We start from the raw sequence: 14,070 nt of genomic DNA on the forward strand, positions 1-14,070 counted from the left end.
GCCCCTCATCGCCCTGCCGGGCACTTCTCCCCGTATAGTGACGGGGAGAAGGACACCGTGTCCGATGGTTTCGCCAATCATCCGCGTCCCAACAAACGAGCCAAGGTAGCGGCCAGCGTGCTTCTCCCCGTTCACGGGGAGAAGGTGCCGGCAGGCGGATGAGGGGCAGCGCAAGCCCAGAGGAATAAAACTCAGTTCCTTGATCTCAGCTCCACCTCACCCGCCGACAAGAACAGCAGCACCACATCCGACATGCCAAGCAGCGGCGTAAAGGTCACGATGGTGATCCCGCCCGTGGCATTGGTCCGCGTCAGGCCTTCGGAATAGATGTCGAGCGGCGGTTCCTCGTCGAACCAGACGCCGTGCAGGGTCTCGCCCTGCCATTTCTCGCGGCCCTTCTCGAAGCTCTTGAACGACAGCACCGATTCATCGGCCTGCACGTCGCCGCCGCCGCCCCAGCGCACCACGACGCTGTCGAGCGCGCCCGGCGCGCCGCGGCCCATGCTGGTCTGCAGGATGGCGTCGGCGGGGATCATGCCGGTGCCCCAGGCCGCCTGCTGCTGCGGCGGGCCGACCAGCACCCGCTGCGGATTGTCACGCGTGCCCTCGCCGGTGACGCCGGCAGCCCACAGCCGAACGGCCGTGTCGAAAATCTTGCCCTGCCACCACGAGGGATAGCGGCCGGTCAGGTGCATCGCCCATTCGGCGCCCCCGGCGCGGGTCTTGCCGAGCTGATTGCCGGCCATGAACAGGCGCTCGCGGTTTTGCGCGCCTGCGGCGTGAAACTCGGCTTGCCGCTGATACGGCTTGTAGGCCGCAAGAAGATTAGTGCGGCGCCTGCGGTCCAGTTCCGCCAGCAGCGCCAGGTACTCCGTCCTCGCCGCCATCGGCGCGGTCTTCGAGGAACGGTTTGACGACGGCTTCGAGGGCACGGATGCGGCTGCGGATCTCGTCATCGCTCAAGCCGTCCAGTTGGTTGATCGTGGCATTGAAATCCCTGGGCAGCACCGACAACACGATCTTCAGATACTGGTCGGGTTTGTCGGCGCGCACCTCGGCGATGACGCCGGCGCCATGCGCGCGGAAATCGGCGCGCACGGCAGCCAGGAAATCATCGCCCAGCGTTTTCTTCGCGCGCTTGGGGCGGGGCTTCGGCGTGGTCGCCGGGCTGGTGGCGGGTTTGCGCCTTGCCGGCTTGACGCTCATCGGCTTGGCGGCGGCTTTGTCAATCATGGACATGGCCGTCCGTGGTGTTGGCATCGGTGGCGGAAACCGCCCCAGCCTTCGGCGAGATCGATCTGGCCCGGCTGGCCGGCTTCCTCGAGCGAGCGGATTTCTTCCTGACGCGCTTCTTGGCTCCCCTTGGCCTTGCCGTATCGGCAGGCTTGGCCGCCCGGGCAGGCTTCCCCGCACCGGCCAGCGCCTTGAGGCGCGCCATGGCGAGACCGACAAGCTGTCCGCCGACGCCTGCCTGCGGGAAACAAAAAACACCGGCCTCGCCACGAACCATGCCGATCAGCACACCGGCCGCGACCGGCTCGGCCCGGCCAAGGCGTGGCCGCGGCGCGCCACCCTCGAACTCGCCGATGGCGCTGACGATTTCCTGGCCGTCATCGCCGGTGATGATGGTTGCGTAGCGGGTCATGGTATTTCTCACGGATGCGAAAATGAGTCATCGGGCGAAGACGGCGTTCCTTCGCGCCCCCCTCTGTCCTGCCGGACATCTCCCCCACGAGGGGGAGATTGGCAGCTCCAGCGCCCAGCCATCATTGCGACGTTGGCGGTTGGCAAAAGCCGGCGTGGCATCCGATCTCCCCCCTTGCGGGGGAGATGTCCGGCAGGACAGAGGGGGGTGCTGTCCCGCCGACATTCCGCGTCGACAACACAGGCAGACGTCAAATCGAAAGGAGCCCAAAAACACAAAACCCGCCTCGGCGGCGGGTCGGTGGCGCAACTCAGCACCATGGACAAATATGTAGCATGGCTGCCCTCACCCTGTCAACGATTTTCTGAGAAAAAATTCCTATATCGGTCGAAACCCCCTGCCCGACCGGCGCCACCAAGCCCGTGGAACTCCCGCTTTTGCCGGCCGGCTGGCCATGAGCCGGCATCCGTGAAATCATTAGCGGAAGCTTATGGAATGATTCCCGTCGCGCGGCCTTGTGGGAGAGGACGATGGACAGACCAGCCATGGCATCCGTGTTCAGGATGCGGCATGCATCGGCCACGGTTTCCGGGGTGCGCAGCACCGGCCAGGGCCAGGCCGATCCGGTCATCCGCGTGCGTTCGCTCGGCGAAGCGATCCGCTTCGTCGCCCACGCCTACCCCCAATACGACATCAGCGCCGTCGCCATCAGCTGCGGCGATCCTTCGGTCACGCGCCTCGGCAGCCTGGAGGTGAAGGCGCTGTGGCGCGAATATGGCGAGCGCCTGACGCAGGAATAGACGGGTTCCGCGCCGCCTTCCGGATCGGAAACGCTGCTGGCGCGTTTCAACTGCGATCAATGGAGGGAAAATCGCCATGAACGTCGCCAACCTGCAACTCGAAGGCCTGCTCATGGCCGTCGCATCGATCAACCACGTCCTGGTTCGAAAAGGCATACTGACGGCCGAGGAGATCGACATCGCCTTGCGCAAGGCCGAGGCCAGCGAAACCAGCCAGGAGCGATCCGAAGGCATGTCGGCGTCCAGCCGCGATGCCGTCAACTTTCCGATACGGCTGCTGGAGCTCGCCAACCAGTGCCAGCCGGAGGCCGACATGCCCTCCTTTTCAAAACTGGCCCGCATGGTTGGCAAGGTGAAGGAGCCCTACAACGACCAGATGTGATCCTTCGCCTCAAGCCCTACCCGGCCATCCCAGATTGAGCGAAAGCACCTTGCCCGGCCCATGCACGGCGGCAAACAGCAATCCGGCCAGGAAGGAAAAATGGTCGACGAAGAAGCCGAACTCGGCCTGGTTGCCGGCCCAGTGGCTGGGTCCGTGGAACGCAAGGCCGAGGAACAGCACATAGGCGGCGGCCGCCAGGGCGGCTTGCGAGAAGAAGGCGCCGGTCAGGAAACACAGCACCAGGGCGACTTCCAGGATCGCCGCGCACCAGGCCAGGAACAGCGGAAACGGGAAGCCGGCGGCGGCGATGTAGCCGGCGGTCGCCTCCATGCCCATGAACTTGAAGGTCACGGCCATCAGGAAGACGGCGGCGAAGATCAAGCGGGCGATGAGAAGTGCCGCGGTCTGCCACGGCGATTGGGTGATTTGCGACTGTGTGATTTGCGACGGCATGGTCGTTCTCCAGGTTTGCAATGGGTTCCGACCCAAGGACGCGCGACCGACGCCAGGTCCGACACCCCCAGGCAGATTTTTGTCTGGAAGCCCACTTATCCGAGGTGCCTCTTTGAATCCATGCACCGTGCCGGCAAAACCGATTTTCGGTTTGCCGGCCGATCTCGCCGCGATGCGCCTTAAGCCGGCCTGAGGGCGGATTCGGCGCCGACGGTCCTTCCAGCATCCCGCAAATCATGAAACTTGTTGGTAACCGCGAAAATGCTATAGTTAGCTGGGGCTAATGCACAGGTATACCGGTGCAGTTATTCGGGGTGGGGTTGAAGTGGGCACAAGCGTCGGGTTCAGAAAAAAATCCCGTGGCGTCCGGTCGACGGCGCTGCAATGCAGCGGCTGCGGTGGCGCCGGCCAGGTCTTCCAGTGTCCGCGCTGGACGAGTTCCAACGGCCATTGCTGCCCCGCCGGTACGCACCAGCGCGGCTGCCCCGGCGTCAGCGCAGCATGCACCGAGTGCGACGGCGAGCGCTCGTCCGACGCCGGCCCCAGGCGCTCCTCGGCCTGATGCCAGGCGGTCGAAAACCGCCCGGCCTTATTGTCGTGCTTGTGGAACCCGCGGCGCCGATCTGTGTTATGTCCTGTTGATCGCGGGATCGGGCGCAGACGGCCGCGCGTTTCCCCGACAACAGAAAGCGAGGCCCGAGATGGCTGACGACAAGTCGAAGACGAAACAGGACCGCAAGCTGGTCTCGAGCGAAGAGCCCTACGAGGTCGCTGCCTTTGCCCGCAAATACGGCATTCCGCCAAGCGAGGCGCAGACCATCATCAAACGCTACGGTCCATCGCGCAAGAAGCTCGACGCCCATATGGCGGCCCGCGGCTAAAGCATGGCCGGACGGATCGGGATGGGGCTCGTCTCGGATGAGCCGATGGACGAGCATCTGTCCCGCCTGGCCGGCAGCGCCGCGGGCTGACAGAAACGGAGGTCACGACCATGTCCGACACCATACGCAGGACCGGCAGTTGCCTGTGCGGCGGCGTGCAGTTCTCGGTCATGGGAGCGCCGCTCCGCATTGGGCTTTGCCATTGCAAGGATTGCCGCAAGGCCGGCGGGTCGGCCTATTCGGCCTTTGCCATCTGGCCGCGCGAGGCCTTCGAGACCACCGGCCTCATCAGCAGCTATGGCACGCGCAGCTTTTGCCCGACCTGCGGCGGCCGCGTCGCCTGGGTCGACGACAACGAGGCCGAGGTGGCGATCGGCAGCCTCGACATCGCGCCGACCGATCTCGTGCCCGAATATGAATTGTGGACCTCGAGGCGCGAGACCTGGCTGCATGCCTTGCCCGGCACCGAACAGTTCGAGCATGACCGGCCGGCGGCCCAAGACGCCGAAGCGCCGACGCCGAGGGCGCTGTCGGACATCGATGCGGTTGAGTGAAATTTGATTTTGCCGGGCAGGGAACCCACCCCTGCTGGCGGCGTTATCCGGCGCCCCCATGACGGAGACGACCGTTGAACGACAAGATGTTTCCCCGACCCATCCGCCTGAAATTCGCCCCCGAGCGTGAGCGCGTCGTCCGCAGCGCCTGGGAAGGCCTGGAATGTCTCGGCGACTGGCCGGCCGGCCAGGGCCAGCGCTACCGGGCGGCGCTGCGCAGCTGTCGCGATGCATTGGATGGCTGGACGCCGCCGGAAAAGGCGATGTGGGCGATGATCGACGCCGCGCGCGAAGCAAAACTCCTCCAGTAGCGGGAAACAGGACATGTCCGATTTGATGCTGCCCACGCCGATACGGATCAAGCCGCATGGCTCGGACACGATCCGCGACGTCGCCACACTGAAGGATGCCAGCGAAATCCTCATCGACTGGCCGCAGGCAAAACGCGGCCCGTTTTACCAGGCCGCGCGCGAAAAGGTCGAGGCAGCGTTGGAAAGCAATGCCGGTGCCGCCGAGGCGCAGGAGGCGTTCGTTGCACTCTGCAGCCACGCCGGCGTGCTGGTTCGGTAGAGGTGCGTCGAGACTCGGCCGGTCCGACAAGGTCGGTTGATCGAGACCGGGAAACTTGCCACGGCGAAACCGTCGCGGGTCCCCGGCGGGCGAGACTGCCGGCGAGCCCTGCCTCTATTGCTTCGGCGGCTGGGGCGGCACGTCGCCGGGCTTGATCACCGGCGTCTTGCCTTCGTCGGGCGCCGGCGCGGCCATTCCCTGATCCCCCGTGGGGGGCGGTTTCAGCACACCGCCGCAATCGGTGAGCTTCTCCGTCAAATTGCCGCTGTCGGGCTGCTGCCCGGGCTGCTGTTTTGCACCTTGCTCCGTCTGCGCACGGCAATTGTCGGTCGCTGTGCTGTCGTCCTGCTGGTCGGTCTGGGCAGCCGCCGGTGCCGCCAGCGCCAGCATCAGGCCGCATGGTACGATCGCGAGAATTCTCATCCCGGGCCTCCGTTCCTGTGATGGCCGCCCGCGGCGGCCTTCCCTTCACAGGGACAACGCATGTCGAGGAAAAAGGTTGGCCGCTTCCCCGCGGGGGCGTGTTGCAACCAAATCCGTTCGCCGGCCGTTGCGCGTGCCGGAGGCGACCATGTTCGATGACTTTAAAAGTGGGGAGATCGACACCGGCGATGCCGTCATATTCTCGCTGCGTGCCGGCAGCGGGCCGCCGCTGCTGTTGCTGCACGGGTTTCCGCAAACGCATCTGATGTGGCGCGACATCGCGCCCATGCTGGCCAGCCGGTTCAGCGTCGTCTGCGCCGATCTGCGCGGCTATGGCGGCAGTTCCTGTCCGGCATCGGCTCCCGATCACGCGCCCTACGCCAAGCGGGCCATGGCCGCCGACATGGTGGCGCTGATGGCAAGGCTCGGCTTCCCAAGCTTCATGGTCGCCGGCCATGATCGCGGCGGGCGTGTCGCCTACCGGATGGCGCTCGATCATCCAGACAGCATCGACAAGCTTGCCGTGCTCGACACCGTGCCCACGGCCGATGCCTGGGATCGGGCCGACGACAGGCTGGCGCTGGGCTACTGGCCATGGTCGTTGCTGGCACAGCCCGAGCCATTGCCGGAAAAGATCCTGGCGGGTGCCGCCGAGGCGATCGTCGACAATGCGCTCAGCGGCTGGGGCTCATCGCCCTCGGTGTTTCCACCCGAGGTGCGGCGGGCCTATATCGATGCCTTGCGCGCGCCTTCCCACATCCATGCCATCTGCGAGGAATACCGGGCGGCGGCCATGCTCGACCGTGAGCATGACCGTTCGGACAAGGCCACCGGCCGGCGCATCCGCTGCCTATTGCTGGCGCTGTGGAGCGGCCAGGGCGCGCTCGCGGACTGGTATGCCGGTGAAGGCGGGCCGCTGGCGCTGTGGCGCGGCTGGGCCGATGACGTGCGCGGCCAGGCGATGCCGGGCGGACATTTCTTTCCCGAGGAGAACCCGCCGCAGACCGCCGAGGCGCTGGCAAGTTTCTTCGGGGGCATTTCGCAGCGGTCGGGTTTACCTTCGCCCTCGCTTTGATGGGGCCGAAGCCGCGCCCCGTGCTGAACAGACCTCAAGGGCTGAAAGACGGCTCGGTGTCGGCAGTAGGGATTTCGGCGCCGAGCGGCGGAACGACGATCGATTCCAAAGGCGCCGTCAGCGACCAGCTGAGATGGCCCGGGCTGCGTTCCAGGACCGCCGATCCGTTCAGCGACTGCGGCGCGACTCGCTCCAGGACGACGGTGCCGAAACCCTTGCGCGTGCCATCGTCCCGCCGGCTCCCTTCATACACCGGCATCGTCTCGTCCCAGACGAGATGGATTTCCCGCTTTCCCGAAACACCGTTGCCGATCTGCCAGGTGATCTCAAGCCGCCCGGCATCGCCTGCCAGCGCGCCATATTTGGAGGAGTTGGTGCCAAGCTCGTGAAATGCCATGCCGAGATTTTGCACGGCGTTCGGCTGCAGGGTCAAAAGCGGTCCGGAGAGCGATACCTGCTCCTCGCGGCCGAATGGCTTGAGCTGCTCCTGGACCAGGTCGAAGAGGCTGGCACCCGCCCAATCCGAGTTGACCAGCAGGTCGTGCGACCGCGACAGCGCCATGATGCGGGAGCGGATCAGCTCTTCGAACTCGCGCGGATCGGTCGAGCGTTTGCTCGTCTCCCTGATCATCGAGAGGATCACCGCGAACTGGTTCTTGACGCGATGGTTCACCTCGCGCAGCAAAAGCCGGATCCGGCGCTCGCTCTCCCTCGTCGCGGTGATGTCGCGGGCGATCTTCGAAGCGCCGATGATCTCGCCCGATGCGTTCCTGATCGGCGAGATGGTGAGCGAGACGGCAATAAATCCACCATCCTTGCGTCGCCGGATCGTCTCATAGCTGGCCACGACTTCGCCATTGCGAACCCGGCCGATGATGTCGGCCTCCTCGTCCCTGAGATGATCGGGAATGAGCATCAGCACCGATCGGCCGACAGCCTCCCCGGCAGCGTAGCCGAACATGCGCTGAGCCGCTCCGTTCCAACTGGTGATGATACTGTTCAGGTCCTTGCTGATGATGGCGTCGAAGGACGAATCGACGATCGCCGCCAGCCTTGCGTCGGCGGCGATTTCGATCGGGCCATCGATGTTTGCCAATTCCGTCATTGCCCCACCTTCCCCCTATCCGCCTGGCGTCCTGCACCGCTCTCGAAACCATGCGTCAGGCTTGCAGACGGATTTCCGCCGTGCCCTGCAATGCATGGCGGACATTTTGGTTGCAATGGGAAGGCAACATTCCGCATCGCGGCCGAAGCTGCTCGTCGAAACCGGGGCTGGCAGCTCGCCTCGGCCGTTCCAAATTCCGCGCGAGGTCAATCAGGGATGGCCCGTGCGGCCAGGTTCGATACTGGGCTCGTCTGGCGGAGCAACGGACGATGGATCGGCCGAGGCGTCCCTTTGCGGGCAATCCTCGTAGCGGTGGTCGCGGCCGCCACAGAAGGAACAGCACATGGCTTCACGATCCTCGTTTCCGGGCCACCATTGTGGCGTCTCGTAGGGCTTCCGGCCGTCCATCCCCAGCAATGCGCGACGCGCCATTTGGTTGCCCCGCAAAGAAACGGCCAGTTGGCCGTTGCGGAACCACCGGCCGGGATGCGAGTTTCGCGTCATACGTCAGCTCGAGGGAACCGCCATGCCGATGCGCCGAATTGCTTTGATGACGGCAGCGATCCTGCTTGCCGCGACCGGCCTCGCCGAGGCCCGGCCCGACACCCGCACGATGAGCTGCGAGCAGCTCCGGCGGCTGATCCAGAGCCACCGCGCCGTGGTGCTGACCACCGGCCCCAACACCTATGACCGCTATGTCAGGCAGTTCGGCAACGAATGCGACTGGCCGGAGGTGCCGATGTCGGCCTATGTCCCGACCCGTGACGGCCGCTGCCCCCTCTACCGCTGCGAGGAGCCTGTCAACAACTTCCCGAACTGATGCCGGCCACGCGCCTTTGCCGCGGCACTGCGTTGATCCCGACGCGCGAACCGGCTACGGGTGTTGGCGCAGTTGCATCTTCCCGCTTCGTCTAATGGTAGGACAGCGCCCTTTGAAGGCGTGAATCGTGGTTCGAGCCCATGAGCGGGAACCAGCAATCAAGAACTTGGCGGGCCTTAACCGCACAGAGCAGATCGATTACATCGAAGCTGCGCGCATGAGACCGCTCCATCCGGCTTATTAGCAGATGCTTGTATTTCTTCTGAAGCAGGATCATCATCAAGCGGTTAGCGACCTGAAGGGGTGACGCGCCATGCAACTGAGTTGCTTTGACCAGGTTGGGGGCATCCTTGCATCAACGATGTTCCTCGACATCACGGCGGTTTTCATAATTTTGGCCGCCTTTGCCGCTGTACGGCTGGTTGCAATGTCGGGCGAAGGTTCTATCCAACAGCTCCAGACGGTGTAGCCCGCGAGGTGCTTCCCACCTGGAGAGGTATATGGCCGCGAGAAAGGCGATAGCGGTTAAGGACTGGTCTTGCGGCATGAGCGACGAGCTTGGCCGTGTGGTCCTGACCATCAACCCGACCGACGGTGAGCCAATCCTGGTTTTGATGACAATTTTCCAGGCGGCGAAAATGGCCGGGGAATTGCGATCCCCGAAACGCGTGCCCTTCTCACCTCGGTAACACCACGCCCGCGGGAAAGTGGCGATAGCAGCACCTTTCGATGACGTGAACCGTGGTTCGAGCCTATGGAACCAAAATCAATCACACACTCCAGTCCGGTTCGGGTCCGCTGACGTTTTTTTAGCGACAGCGAAACCAAGGTCGCACGCCCACGTTGAGGCTCGTTCAACATGGGAGCTCAGGCAATGGATCCGGTAAGCGGGGCTGTGATGCTTTTGCTTTCGTGCGGCACCGGCGACGCCGCCATGTGCAAACCTATGGAAACGGCGCCTGCCCTTTACGCATCCCTCGATCAATGCCGGGCGTCTTTGGCCGGCAGGCTGGCAAGCTCGCCCAACGGCGAGATCGTCGGCCGGTGCCAGGCAATCGACGCGACCGCCACGGCTTCTCTACCGGCGGACTACACTACGGTCGTCGTCACGCGAGGAACAGATGCCGTGACGAGCTATGTCGTGCCACGCGGGGCGAAATGAACGGATAGCACTGAGCCTGCCGACCAGCCTGGCTATTGGCTGACGGTTTGCGAGGCAACGAGGACAAAACTCGCCGGGCAGCCCCAACGCCCTCCCCGGCGAGCCTGTTGCCCCTCTACGATGAACAATGGAGCAATTCCTGCTGTACGAATTCGGGCGCCACTAAGTTGCATCTGTTCCCCGAAACCATTTCGCGGAGCCCGCGTTGACGACCGGGGTCCGACACAGGAGACACCACATGACCGTCAACTGCCGCATATCGATCGACAACCGACCTGAAGCCACCGATGCAATTTTCCAGGCGGTTCCCCGGATTGGCGAAAGCGTTTCCCTGTCGATCGATGGAAACACACAGGATCTGCGGGTATCCCGTGTCGTGCATGTGACCAATGGCACGCTGGAGGGTGCCGCGATCATCGTCGAAGTGACGACCAACATTCTCTAGGCCAACATCCGCCACCAAGACGTCGGCCGGCGGCCCGTTGCTTCTTGCCAGGCGCCGGATCGCAAAGTTGCGGTCAACCGCCGTGGTCTGCGGCGCCGTTGCCATCGGAGCTGCGCAGGATGCCGAAATCCTGCGACTTAACCCCTTGCTCCGCCGTCAGGAACCCGTCCGAGGCAAGGCCGCGCCGCAACAGTTCCCTGACCGCGGCCGAGCGGCTCGGCATGCGCTTGTCGTAGCGCCAGTTTTCCAGCGCGGCCAGTTCATCGGCCGTCAGCATGATTTGCAATCGTTCGGGGCGTTCCAATTCAGCCATGGCGCTTTCCTCGCTCAGGACCAAGAATACGTTGAGTTAGTATTTAACTCACTTGGCTAATAAATAGGATAAGCCTCATAATGCGTCAAGACCCTGCTATGGATGGTTCGCGCACCAGGCGCATGATGAGGATTCGGCGCTGGCCACGCATTTGCCTAACTCTGCTAACTAATTGATTTACTTAGATAATATTTAATTTGTGAATTGCCATGGCGGAGTCCTTGCCGCATAGTGGAATCTGAACAGAAAACCGTTCCGGTTGGGAGGTTTCGATGCGGTATGATTACTCGACGCGCCTGCGCGATGACGTCAGTTCAGCAGTCCTGATGGCATTCAAGACGGCCGGCATCGTCAACATCACGGCGGTGGCGGAACGGGTCAGGGTCAGGAATCTGGCCGAGAACGTCGCCCTCGAGGACGTCGAATACCTCGTCCTGCGGGCAGCCCAACTCATTGGCGTCGCAATCGAATTCGACGGCCTCGCCTCTGTCGACGGCGTCGCTGGGACGTTCGTGGATGCCGACGACGATGGCGAGCGCGTGATCGATACAGCTCTTCCAGCCTCCCGGCAGTAGGGCATTTTGGTTGAACCCATTGTCTCACGCAAAGACAGGGCGCCCTCCTCAAGAGGCCGCCCTGTTGTTCATGTTGATGGTTCCTTGCGAGCACAGGGGCTTGCTTCCGTCAGGCGGAGGCAGCGACCTGTGAGGCAAAGTCGCGATATGGGCGCAGCGGGCGGCCCAGAAGCGCGGTCAGGCGATCGACGTCGCCAGCCTCGGGCAGCATTCCGTCGGTCAAGAACCGCTCGCCCATCAAGCGCATGTCGTAGGCCATCCAGGCAGGCAAGAACTGCTTGAGGTTTTGCTCGAAGCCCTCTGTATTGTCGCCCCCGTAGCTGATCGGGCGGGCGAGCACGTCCGACCAGATCGCGGCGATATCCGCTCCGGTCAGCGTCTGCGGACCGACGAGGTTGATCCGATCGAGCGCGAGCGGCCCCGCGGCCCGTTCGCGGCGCAGCAGCTCAAGGGCGGCGATCTCGGCGATATCACGCACGTCGATCATGGCGAGCCCCTTGCCGCCGATCGGCATCGTGTAGGCGCCGTAGCCGGTGATGGCGGCTTCGATCATCAGATCGTTCTGGATGAAGTAGGCCGGGCGCAAGATCGTAGCCTTGAAGTCCATCTGCTCGATCATTCGCTCGACGCCGAACTTGCCGGCGAAATGCGGCACATTCGCATAGACGTCGGCGTGGATCACCGAAAGATAGACGATCCGCTCGATGCCAGCCGAACGGGCGACGTTCAGCGCCACCAAAGCCTGCGTGAATTCGTCCGGCACCACGGCGTTCAAAAGGAACAGGGTGGAAATGCCGGACATGGCTTTGCGCAGCGAATCGACGTCGAGAAAGTCGCCCTGCGCGACCGATACGCCCGCCGGGAAGCTTGCTTTCGAGGGATCGCGGACGAGAGCACGGACATCGGCGCCGCGCTGGACGAGGTGTTCGACGACTTGGCGGCCAACATTGCCTGTGGCGCCGGTGACGAGAATGGTCATGGAAATTTCTCCTGTTGGATTGCTTGACACGCCCAATATGTGTGGCTCACTAGCAGTCCAATAGACGGAAATTTTGGACGCAGCGTCCCACTGGTGGAACGATCATGGATCTCCTTGCCTTCGCCGACTTCAACCTCGTTGCCCGCCATGGTGGCTTCGGCAAAGCGGCAAGGGCCACCGGCCGGCCCAAGGCAACGCTGTCTCGGCGCGTCGGAGACTTGGAAAGCAGTCTTGACCTGCGCCTGTTCGAACGAGGTGCGCGCAACCTGAAGCTCACCGAGGAAGGGCGGGCACTTTTCGAGCGGACGGGGCCCTTGCTCGCCGAACTGGACGAGACGGCCGCGGCGATCGCCTCGGGCGGTCAGAGACCCAAGGGCAGATTAAGGATCAGCGCACCTCTCCATTTTTCTCAGACCGCGATGGGGAGGATCGCCGCGGGGTTTACCCTCAAACATCCGGAGGTAAGGCTTGAGGTCACGACGGAGGACCGGCCTGTCGACATGATCGAGGAAGGCTACGACCTGGTGATCCGGGTCAATCCGGATCCCGACGAAAGCCTGGTCGGACGGGCGTTTCTCCGCGACCGCCTGGTCGTTGTGGCGAGCCCACACCTTCCTCGCACGACCGGTGGACGGGCCGCTCCTGGCGTTGCGCGTGGCACAGGCGAACGGCAAACATGGCACGTGAAGACACAAGGTGGCCGGTCGACGATTACGATCGAACCTGTCCTCGCTTTGTCAACGCTGATCATGGTGCGGGATGCGGTGCGAGCCGGCGTCGGTGTTGGACGTCTCCCAATTTCGCTGGTGAGCCACGACTTGGCTGACGGCACACTGGTGAATTGGGGGGACATCGACGGCCCCGAGATCGCTCTCTGGACGCTCTACCCATCTCGGCGGCTGCTCAGCGCACGCGTGTCGGCGTTCCTGGACTTTCTGAAACAGGCCTTTCCAAATGGGACGCCGGACGAACTGGCCGCCTATATTGGCAGGTGGTGACTGAAGCCGCTTTCGCCGGCAACAGTCGGGGCGACGGAACACAAGCCGAAGGCGAACAAACCGGGTGTCGATGCGGATGGTCGTTGGAGAACGGATGTTTCGGACTCTCACGGCAGAGTGATTGGCACCGACGAAACCTTGGGCCGCCAAAGGCGTTTATCGCTTCAGGCCTGTCGAGGTTCCAATGCAGACTGCATGGTTTTCCAAACCCGTGGCGGTGTCGGTCGGTGTCACCGGTTCCATCCACCATTTGTCCAATACACAGCAAGCCATCGAATTGCTCACGACACATTGGCGTGACGCCGGCAGCCCAAAACATCAATCGGCGTTGCGCGCCTGCCGCCGGGCGACGAGTGGTGACGTGTCCTCCGACATCGCCCGGGAGGCTTTCGTCGAGGCCGCCCGCGAGGCGCATATCCTGATCGAGTAGTCTGGCCGCCCGTGTCTGTTCTTGACACGGAAACCCGCCCCTCGCATATTTTGCGATAGCCGGAGCCAGCGTTGCCGGCCAGTTCAAAGCATCGTTCAAGCGATTGGAGGAAGTGATGAACGACAGGCGTTTCAACCATCCCGTTTTCGTCAAGGACGGTCAGATGATCGTCCAGGAAATCACCTGCCTCGACGAGGCCCTCGACTTTCTCGACGAATGGCCGAGCAACCGCCGCGGCCCGATCTTCGATACCGCCCGGCGCGCCTGCCATCGCGCCTTTGACGGGCTGTTGCCGCCGTCGGTTGCCCGGGAAGCCTTCGCCGGCTGGGCAAGATCGGCGCGCATCCTGGAGGATATCTCGAACGTCTTGCCCTGGATGACCGGGCAGCGATCCGGGCGTGGCGGTATTTCGGCCTGAGCGGCTGGTTTCAAGAATATCGCCCGGCGAACCGATTGCCGG

The 14,070-nt window shown here is 63.5% G+C and carries 23 protein-coding genes and 1 tRNA gene; 16 read left to right on the forward strand and 8 right to left on the reverse strand.

The genetic code is table 11. The features are described 5' to 3' along the window. Nucleotides 1-191: 191 nt before the first annotated feature. The 3 genes from NKH02_RS28655 to NKH02_RS28665 are packed head-to-tail and all read right to left on the reverse strand — an operon-like array spanning nt 192 to nt 1,645. The gene (locus tag NKH02_RS28655; protein ID WP_352883052.1) at nt 192-887 is read right to left on the reverse strand and encodes a terminase large subunit domain-containing protein; all 696 of its coding nucleotides are present in this window, start codon (nt 885-887) and stop codon (nt 192-194) included. Then, nucleotides 826-1,233: a hypothetical protein gene (locus NKH02_RS28660; protein WP_352872651.1), complete on the reverse strand. Its 408-nt coding sequence runs from the start codon at nt 1,231-1,233 to the stop codon at nt 826-828. The genes NKH02_RS28655 and NKH02_RS28660 overlap by 62 nt, the downstream gene beginning before the upstream one ends. Further along, nucleotides 1,226-1,645 carry a hypothetical protein gene (locus NKH02_RS28665; RefSeq protein ID WP_352883053.1) on the reverse strand — a complete coding sequence of 140 codons (420 nt, stop codon included), beginning with the start codon at nt 1,643-1,645 and terminating at the stop codon, nt 1,226-1,228. The genes NKH02_RS28660 and NKH02_RS28665 overlap by 8 nt, the downstream gene beginning before the upstream one ends. Nucleotides 1,646-2,175: 530 nt before the next feature. On the opposite strand from NKH02_RS28665, the gene NKH02_RS28670 reads away from it, so the two are divergent. Both NKH02_RS28670 and NKH02_RS28675 read left to right on the forward strand, forming a co-directional pair. Then, nucleotides 2,176-2,445: a hypothetical protein gene (locus NKH02_RS28670; RefSeq protein ID WP_352872648.1), complete on the forward strand. Its 270-nt coding sequence runs from the start codon at nt 2,176-2,178 to the stop codon at nt 2,443-2,445. 76 nt (nt 2,446-2,521) lie between these two features. Beyond that, nucleotides 2,522-2,827 carry a hypothetical protein gene (locus NKH02_RS28675; RefSeq protein WP_352872647.1) on the forward strand — a complete coding sequence of 102 codons (306 nt, stop codon included), beginning with the start codon at nt 2,522-2,524 and terminating at the stop codon, nt 2,825-2,827. Nucleotides 2,828-2,836: 9 nt separating this feature from the next. On the opposite strand, the gene NKH02_RS28680 is transcribed toward NKH02_RS28675, so the two are convergent. Beyond that, nucleotides 2,837-3,280 carry a DoxX family protein gene (locus tag NKH02_RS28680; protein WP_352872646.1) on the reverse strand — a complete coding sequence of 148 codons (444 nt, stop codon included), beginning with the start codon at nt 3,278-3,280 and terminating at the stop codon, nt 2,837-2,839. 701 nt (nt 3,281-3,981) lie between these two features. Between NKH02_RS28680 and NKH02_RS28685 the strand changes: the two genes are divergently transcribed. The 4 genes from NKH02_RS28685 (at nt 3,982) to NKH02_RS28700 (ending at nt 5,285) form a co-directional block, all read left to right on the forward strand. Continuing rightward, nucleotides 3,982-4,161, forward strand: a complete 180-nt coding sequence (locus NKH02_RS28685) for a DUF3606 domain-containing protein (RefSeq protein ID WP_024501602.1) — start codon at nt 3,982-3,984, stop codon at nt 4,159-4,161. Nucleotides 4,162-4,271: 110 nt separating this feature from the next. After that, nucleotides 4,272-4,715 carry a GFA family protein gene (locus tag NKH02_RS28690; RefSeq protein ID WP_352883054.1) on the forward strand — a complete coding sequence of 148 codons (444 nt, stop codon included), beginning with the start codon at nt 4,272-4,274 and terminating at the stop codon, nt 4,713-4,715. A 74-nt stretch (nt 4,716-4,789) separates the two neighbouring features. Continuing rightward, a complete protein-coding gene (locus tag NKH02_RS28695) occupies nt 4,790-5,026 on the forward strand; it encodes a DUF982 domain-containing protein (RefSeq protein ID WP_352872643.1) in 237 nt (78 codons plus the stop codon). Between the two features lie 13 nt (nt 5,027-5,039). Beyond that, the gene (locus tag NKH02_RS28700) at nt 5,040-5,285 is read left to right on the forward strand and encodes a DUF982 domain-containing protein (RefSeq protein WP_352872642.1); all 246 of its coding nucleotides are present in this window, start codon (nt 5,040-5,042) and stop codon (nt 5,283-5,285) included. A gap of 114 nt (nt 5,286-5,399) precedes the next feature. Here the strand turns inward: NKH02_RS28700 and NKH02_RS28705 are convergent, their stop codons facing one another. Continuing rightward, nucleotides 5,400-5,708, reverse strand: a complete 309-nt coding sequence (locus NKH02_RS28705) for a hypothetical protein (RefSeq protein ID WP_352872641.1) — start codon at nt 5,706-5,708, stop codon at nt 5,400-5,402. Between the two features lie 148 nt (nt 5,709-5,856). Here NKH02_RS28705 and NKH02_RS28710 point away from each other — a divergent pair, with 148 nt between their 5' ends. After that, complete coding sequence (locus NKH02_RS28710; protein ID WP_352883055.1) at nt 5,857-6,783, forward strand: alpha/beta fold hydrolase; 927 nt, start codon at nt 5,857-5,859, stop codon at nt 6,781-6,783. Between the two features lie 34 nt (nt 6,784-6,817). On the opposite strand, the gene NKH02_RS28715 is transcribed toward NKH02_RS28710, so the two are convergent. Continuing rightward, nucleotides 6,818-7,888, reverse strand: coding sequence for a sensor histidine kinase (locus NKH02_RS28715; protein ID WP_352883056.1), 1,071 nt, complete (start codon nt 7,886-7,888; stop codon nt 6,818-6,820). A 526-nt stretch (nt 7,889-8,414) separates the two neighbouring features. Between NKH02_RS28715 and NKH02_RS28720 the strand changes: the two genes are divergently transcribed. The 5 genes from NKH02_RS28720 to NKH02_RS28740 all read left to right on the forward strand — a co-directional run bounded on the left by NKH02_RS28720 (nt 8,415) and on the right by NKH02_RS28740 (nt 10,315). After that, on the forward strand, nt 8,415-8,708 hold the full coding sequence (locus tag NKH02_RS28720) for a hypothetical protein (RefSeq protein WP_352883058.1): 294 nt from the start codon (nt 8,415-8,417) through the stop codon (nt 8,706-8,708). 80 nt (nt 8,709-8,788) lie between these two features. Continuing rightward, a tRNA-Gln gene (locus NKH02_RS28725) sits at nt 8,789-8,862 on the forward strand. A 346-nt stretch (nt 8,863-9,208) separates the two neighbouring features. Next, on the forward strand, nt 9,209-9,397 hold the full coding sequence (locus NKH02_RS28730) for a hypothetical protein (RefSeq protein ID WP_352872634.1): 189 nt from the start codon (nt 9,209-9,211) through the stop codon (nt 9,395-9,397). A gap of 209 nt (nt 9,398-9,606) precedes the next feature. After that, nucleotides 9,607-9,870, forward strand: coding sequence for a hypothetical protein (locus NKH02_RS28735; RefSeq protein WP_352883060.1), 264 nt, complete (start codon nt 9,607-9,609; stop codon nt 9,868-9,870). 238 nt (nt 9,871-10,108) lie between these two features. After that, entirely contained in the window at nt 10,109-10,315 is a 207-nt protein-coding gene (locus NKH02_RS28740; RefSeq protein ID WP_352872632.1) for a hypothetical protein, read from the forward strand. Nucleotides 10,316-10,388: 73 nt separating this feature from the next. On the opposite strand, the gene NKH02_RS28745 is transcribed toward NKH02_RS28740, so the two are convergent. Then, entirely contained in the window at nt 10,389-10,628 is a 240-nt protein-coding gene (locus NKH02_RS28745; RefSeq protein ID WP_352872630.1) for a hypothetical protein, read from the reverse strand. A gap of 272 nt (nt 10,629-10,900) precedes the next feature. Between NKH02_RS28745 and NKH02_RS28750 the strand changes: the two genes are divergently transcribed. Next, entirely contained in the window at nt 10,901-11,203 is a 303-nt protein-coding gene (locus NKH02_RS28750; protein WP_352883061.1) for a hypothetical protein, read from the forward strand. A 109-nt stretch (nt 11,204-11,312) separates the two neighbouring features. Here the strand turns inward: NKH02_RS28750 and NKH02_RS28755 are convergent, their stop codons facing one another. Beyond that, on the reverse strand, nt 11,313-12,182 hold the full coding sequence (locus tag NKH02_RS28755; RefSeq protein WP_352883062.1) for an SDR family oxidoreductase: 870 nt from the start codon (nt 12,180-12,182) through the stop codon (nt 11,313-11,315). 104 nt (nt 12,183-12,286) lie between these two features. On the opposite strand from NKH02_RS28755, the gene NKH02_RS28760 reads away from it, so the two are divergent. From NKH02_RS28760 to NKH02_RS28770, 3 genes are all read left to right on the forward strand, one after another. Beyond that, nucleotides 12,287-13,180, forward strand: coding sequence for a LysR family transcriptional regulator (locus NKH02_RS28760; protein ID WP_352883063.1), 894 nt, complete (start codon nt 12,287-12,289; stop codon nt 13,178-13,180). 184 nt (nt 13,181-13,364) lie between these two features. Beyond that, the gene (locus NKH02_RS28765; protein WP_352883064.1) at nt 13,365-13,610 is read left to right on the forward strand and encodes a DUF982 domain-containing protein; all 246 of its coding nucleotides are present in this window, start codon (nt 13,365-13,367) and stop codon (nt 13,608-13,610) included. Between the two features lie 115 nt (nt 13,611-13,725). After that, nucleotides 13,726-14,028 carry a DUF982 domain-containing protein gene (locus NKH02_RS28770; protein ID WP_352883066.1) on the forward strand — a complete coding sequence of 101 codons (303 nt, stop codon included), beginning with the start codon at nt 13,726-13,728 and terminating at the stop codon, nt 14,026-14,028. Nucleotides 14,029-14,070 lie beyond the last annotated feature (42 nt).

Source organism: Mesorhizobium sp. M1396 (assembly GCF_040317725.1).
Classification (GTDB): Bacteria; Pseudomonadota; Alphaproteobacteria; order Rhizobiales; family Rhizobiaceae; genus Mesorhizobium.

Excerpts from the sequence above, each read along its gene's own strand:
- NKH02_RS28655 (WP_352883052.1), bottom strand. The coding sequence starts at position 887 with ATGGCGGCGAGGACGGAGTACCTGGCGCTGCTGGCGGAACTGGACCGC.
- NKH02_RS28765 (WP_352883064.1), top strand. The coding sequence starts at position 13,365 with ATGCAGACTGCATGGTTTTCCAAACCCGTGGCGGTGTCGGTCGGTGTC.
- NKH02_RS28750 (WP_352883061.1), top strand. The coding sequence starts at position 10,901 with ATGCGGTATGATTACTCGACGCGCCTGCGCGATGACGTCAGTTCAGCA.
- NKH02_RS28685 (WP_024501602.1), top strand. The coding sequence starts at position 3,982 with ATGGCTGACGACAAGTCGAAGACGAAACAGGACCGCAAGCTGGTCTCG.
- NKH02_RS28670 (WP_352872648.1), top strand. The coding sequence starts at position 2,176 with ATGGACAGACCAGCCATGGCATCCGTGTTCAGGATGCGGCATGCATCG.
- NKH02_RS28740 (WP_352872632.1), top strand. The coding sequence starts at position 10,109 with ATGACCGTCAACTGCCGCATATCGATCGACAACCGACCTGAAGCCACC.
- NKH02_RS28700 (WP_352872642.1), top strand. The coding sequence starts at position 5,040 with ATGTCCGATTTGATGCTGCCCACGCCGATACGGATCAAGCCGCATGGC.
- NKH02_RS28745 (WP_352872630.1), bottom strand. The coding sequence starts at position 10,628 with ATGGCTGAATTGGAACGCCCCGAACGATTGCAAATCATGCTGACGGCC.
- NKH02_RS28690 (WP_352883054.1), top strand. The coding sequence starts at position 4,272 with ATGTCCGACACCATACGCAGGACCGGCAGTTGCCTGTGCGGCGGCGTG.
- NKH02_RS28770 (WP_352883066.1), top strand. The coding sequence starts at position 13,726 with ATGAACGACAGGCGTTTCAACCATCCCGTTTTCGTCAAGGACGGTCAG.
- NKH02_RS28710 (WP_352883055.1), top strand. The coding sequence starts at position 5,857 with ATGTTCGATGACTTTAAAAGTGGGGAGATCGACACCGGCGATGCCGTC.
- NKH02_RS28705 (WP_352872641.1), bottom strand. The coding sequence starts at position 5,708 with ATGAGAATTCTCGCGATCGTACCATGCGGCCTGATGCTGGCGCTGGCG.
- NKH02_RS28720 (WP_352883058.1), top strand. The coding sequence starts at position 8,415 with ATGCCGATGCGCCGAATTGCTTTGATGACGGCAGCGATCCTGCTTGCC.
- NKH02_RS28760 (WP_352883063.1), top strand. The coding sequence starts at position 12,287 with ATGGATCTCCTTGCCTTCGCCGACTTCAACCTCGTTGCCCGCCATGGT.
- NKH02_RS28665 (WP_352883053.1), bottom strand. The coding sequence starts at position 1,645 with ATGACCCGCTACGCAACCATCATCACCGGCGATGACGGCCAGGAAATC.
- NKH02_RS28680 (WP_352872646.1), bottom strand. The coding sequence starts at position 3,280 with ATGCCGTCGCAAATCACACAGTCGCAAATCACCCAATCGCCGTGGCAG.
- NKH02_RS28675 (WP_352872647.1), top strand. The coding sequence starts at position 2,522 with ATGAACGTCGCCAACCTGCAACTCGAAGGCCTGCTCATGGCCGTCGCA.
- NKH02_RS28660 (WP_352872651.1), bottom strand. The coding sequence starts at position 1,233 with ATGATTGACAAAGCCGCCGCCAAGCCGATGAGCGTCAAGCCGGCAAGG.
- NKH02_RS28715 (WP_352883056.1), bottom strand. The coding sequence starts at position 7,888 with ATGACGGAATTGGCAAACATCGATGGCCCGATCGAAATCGCCGCCGAC.
- NKH02_RS28730 (WP_352872634.1), top strand. The coding sequence starts at position 9,209 with ATGGCCGCGAGAAAGGCGATAGCGGTTAAGGACTGGTCTTGCGGCATG.
- NKH02_RS28735 (WP_352883060.1), top strand. The coding sequence starts at position 9,607 with ATGCTTTTGCTTTCGTGCGGCACCGGCGACGCCGCCATGTGCAAACCT.
- NKH02_RS28755 (WP_352883062.1), bottom strand. The coding sequence starts at position 12,182 with ATGACCATTCTCGTCACCGGCGCCACAGGCAATGTTGGCCGCCAAGTC.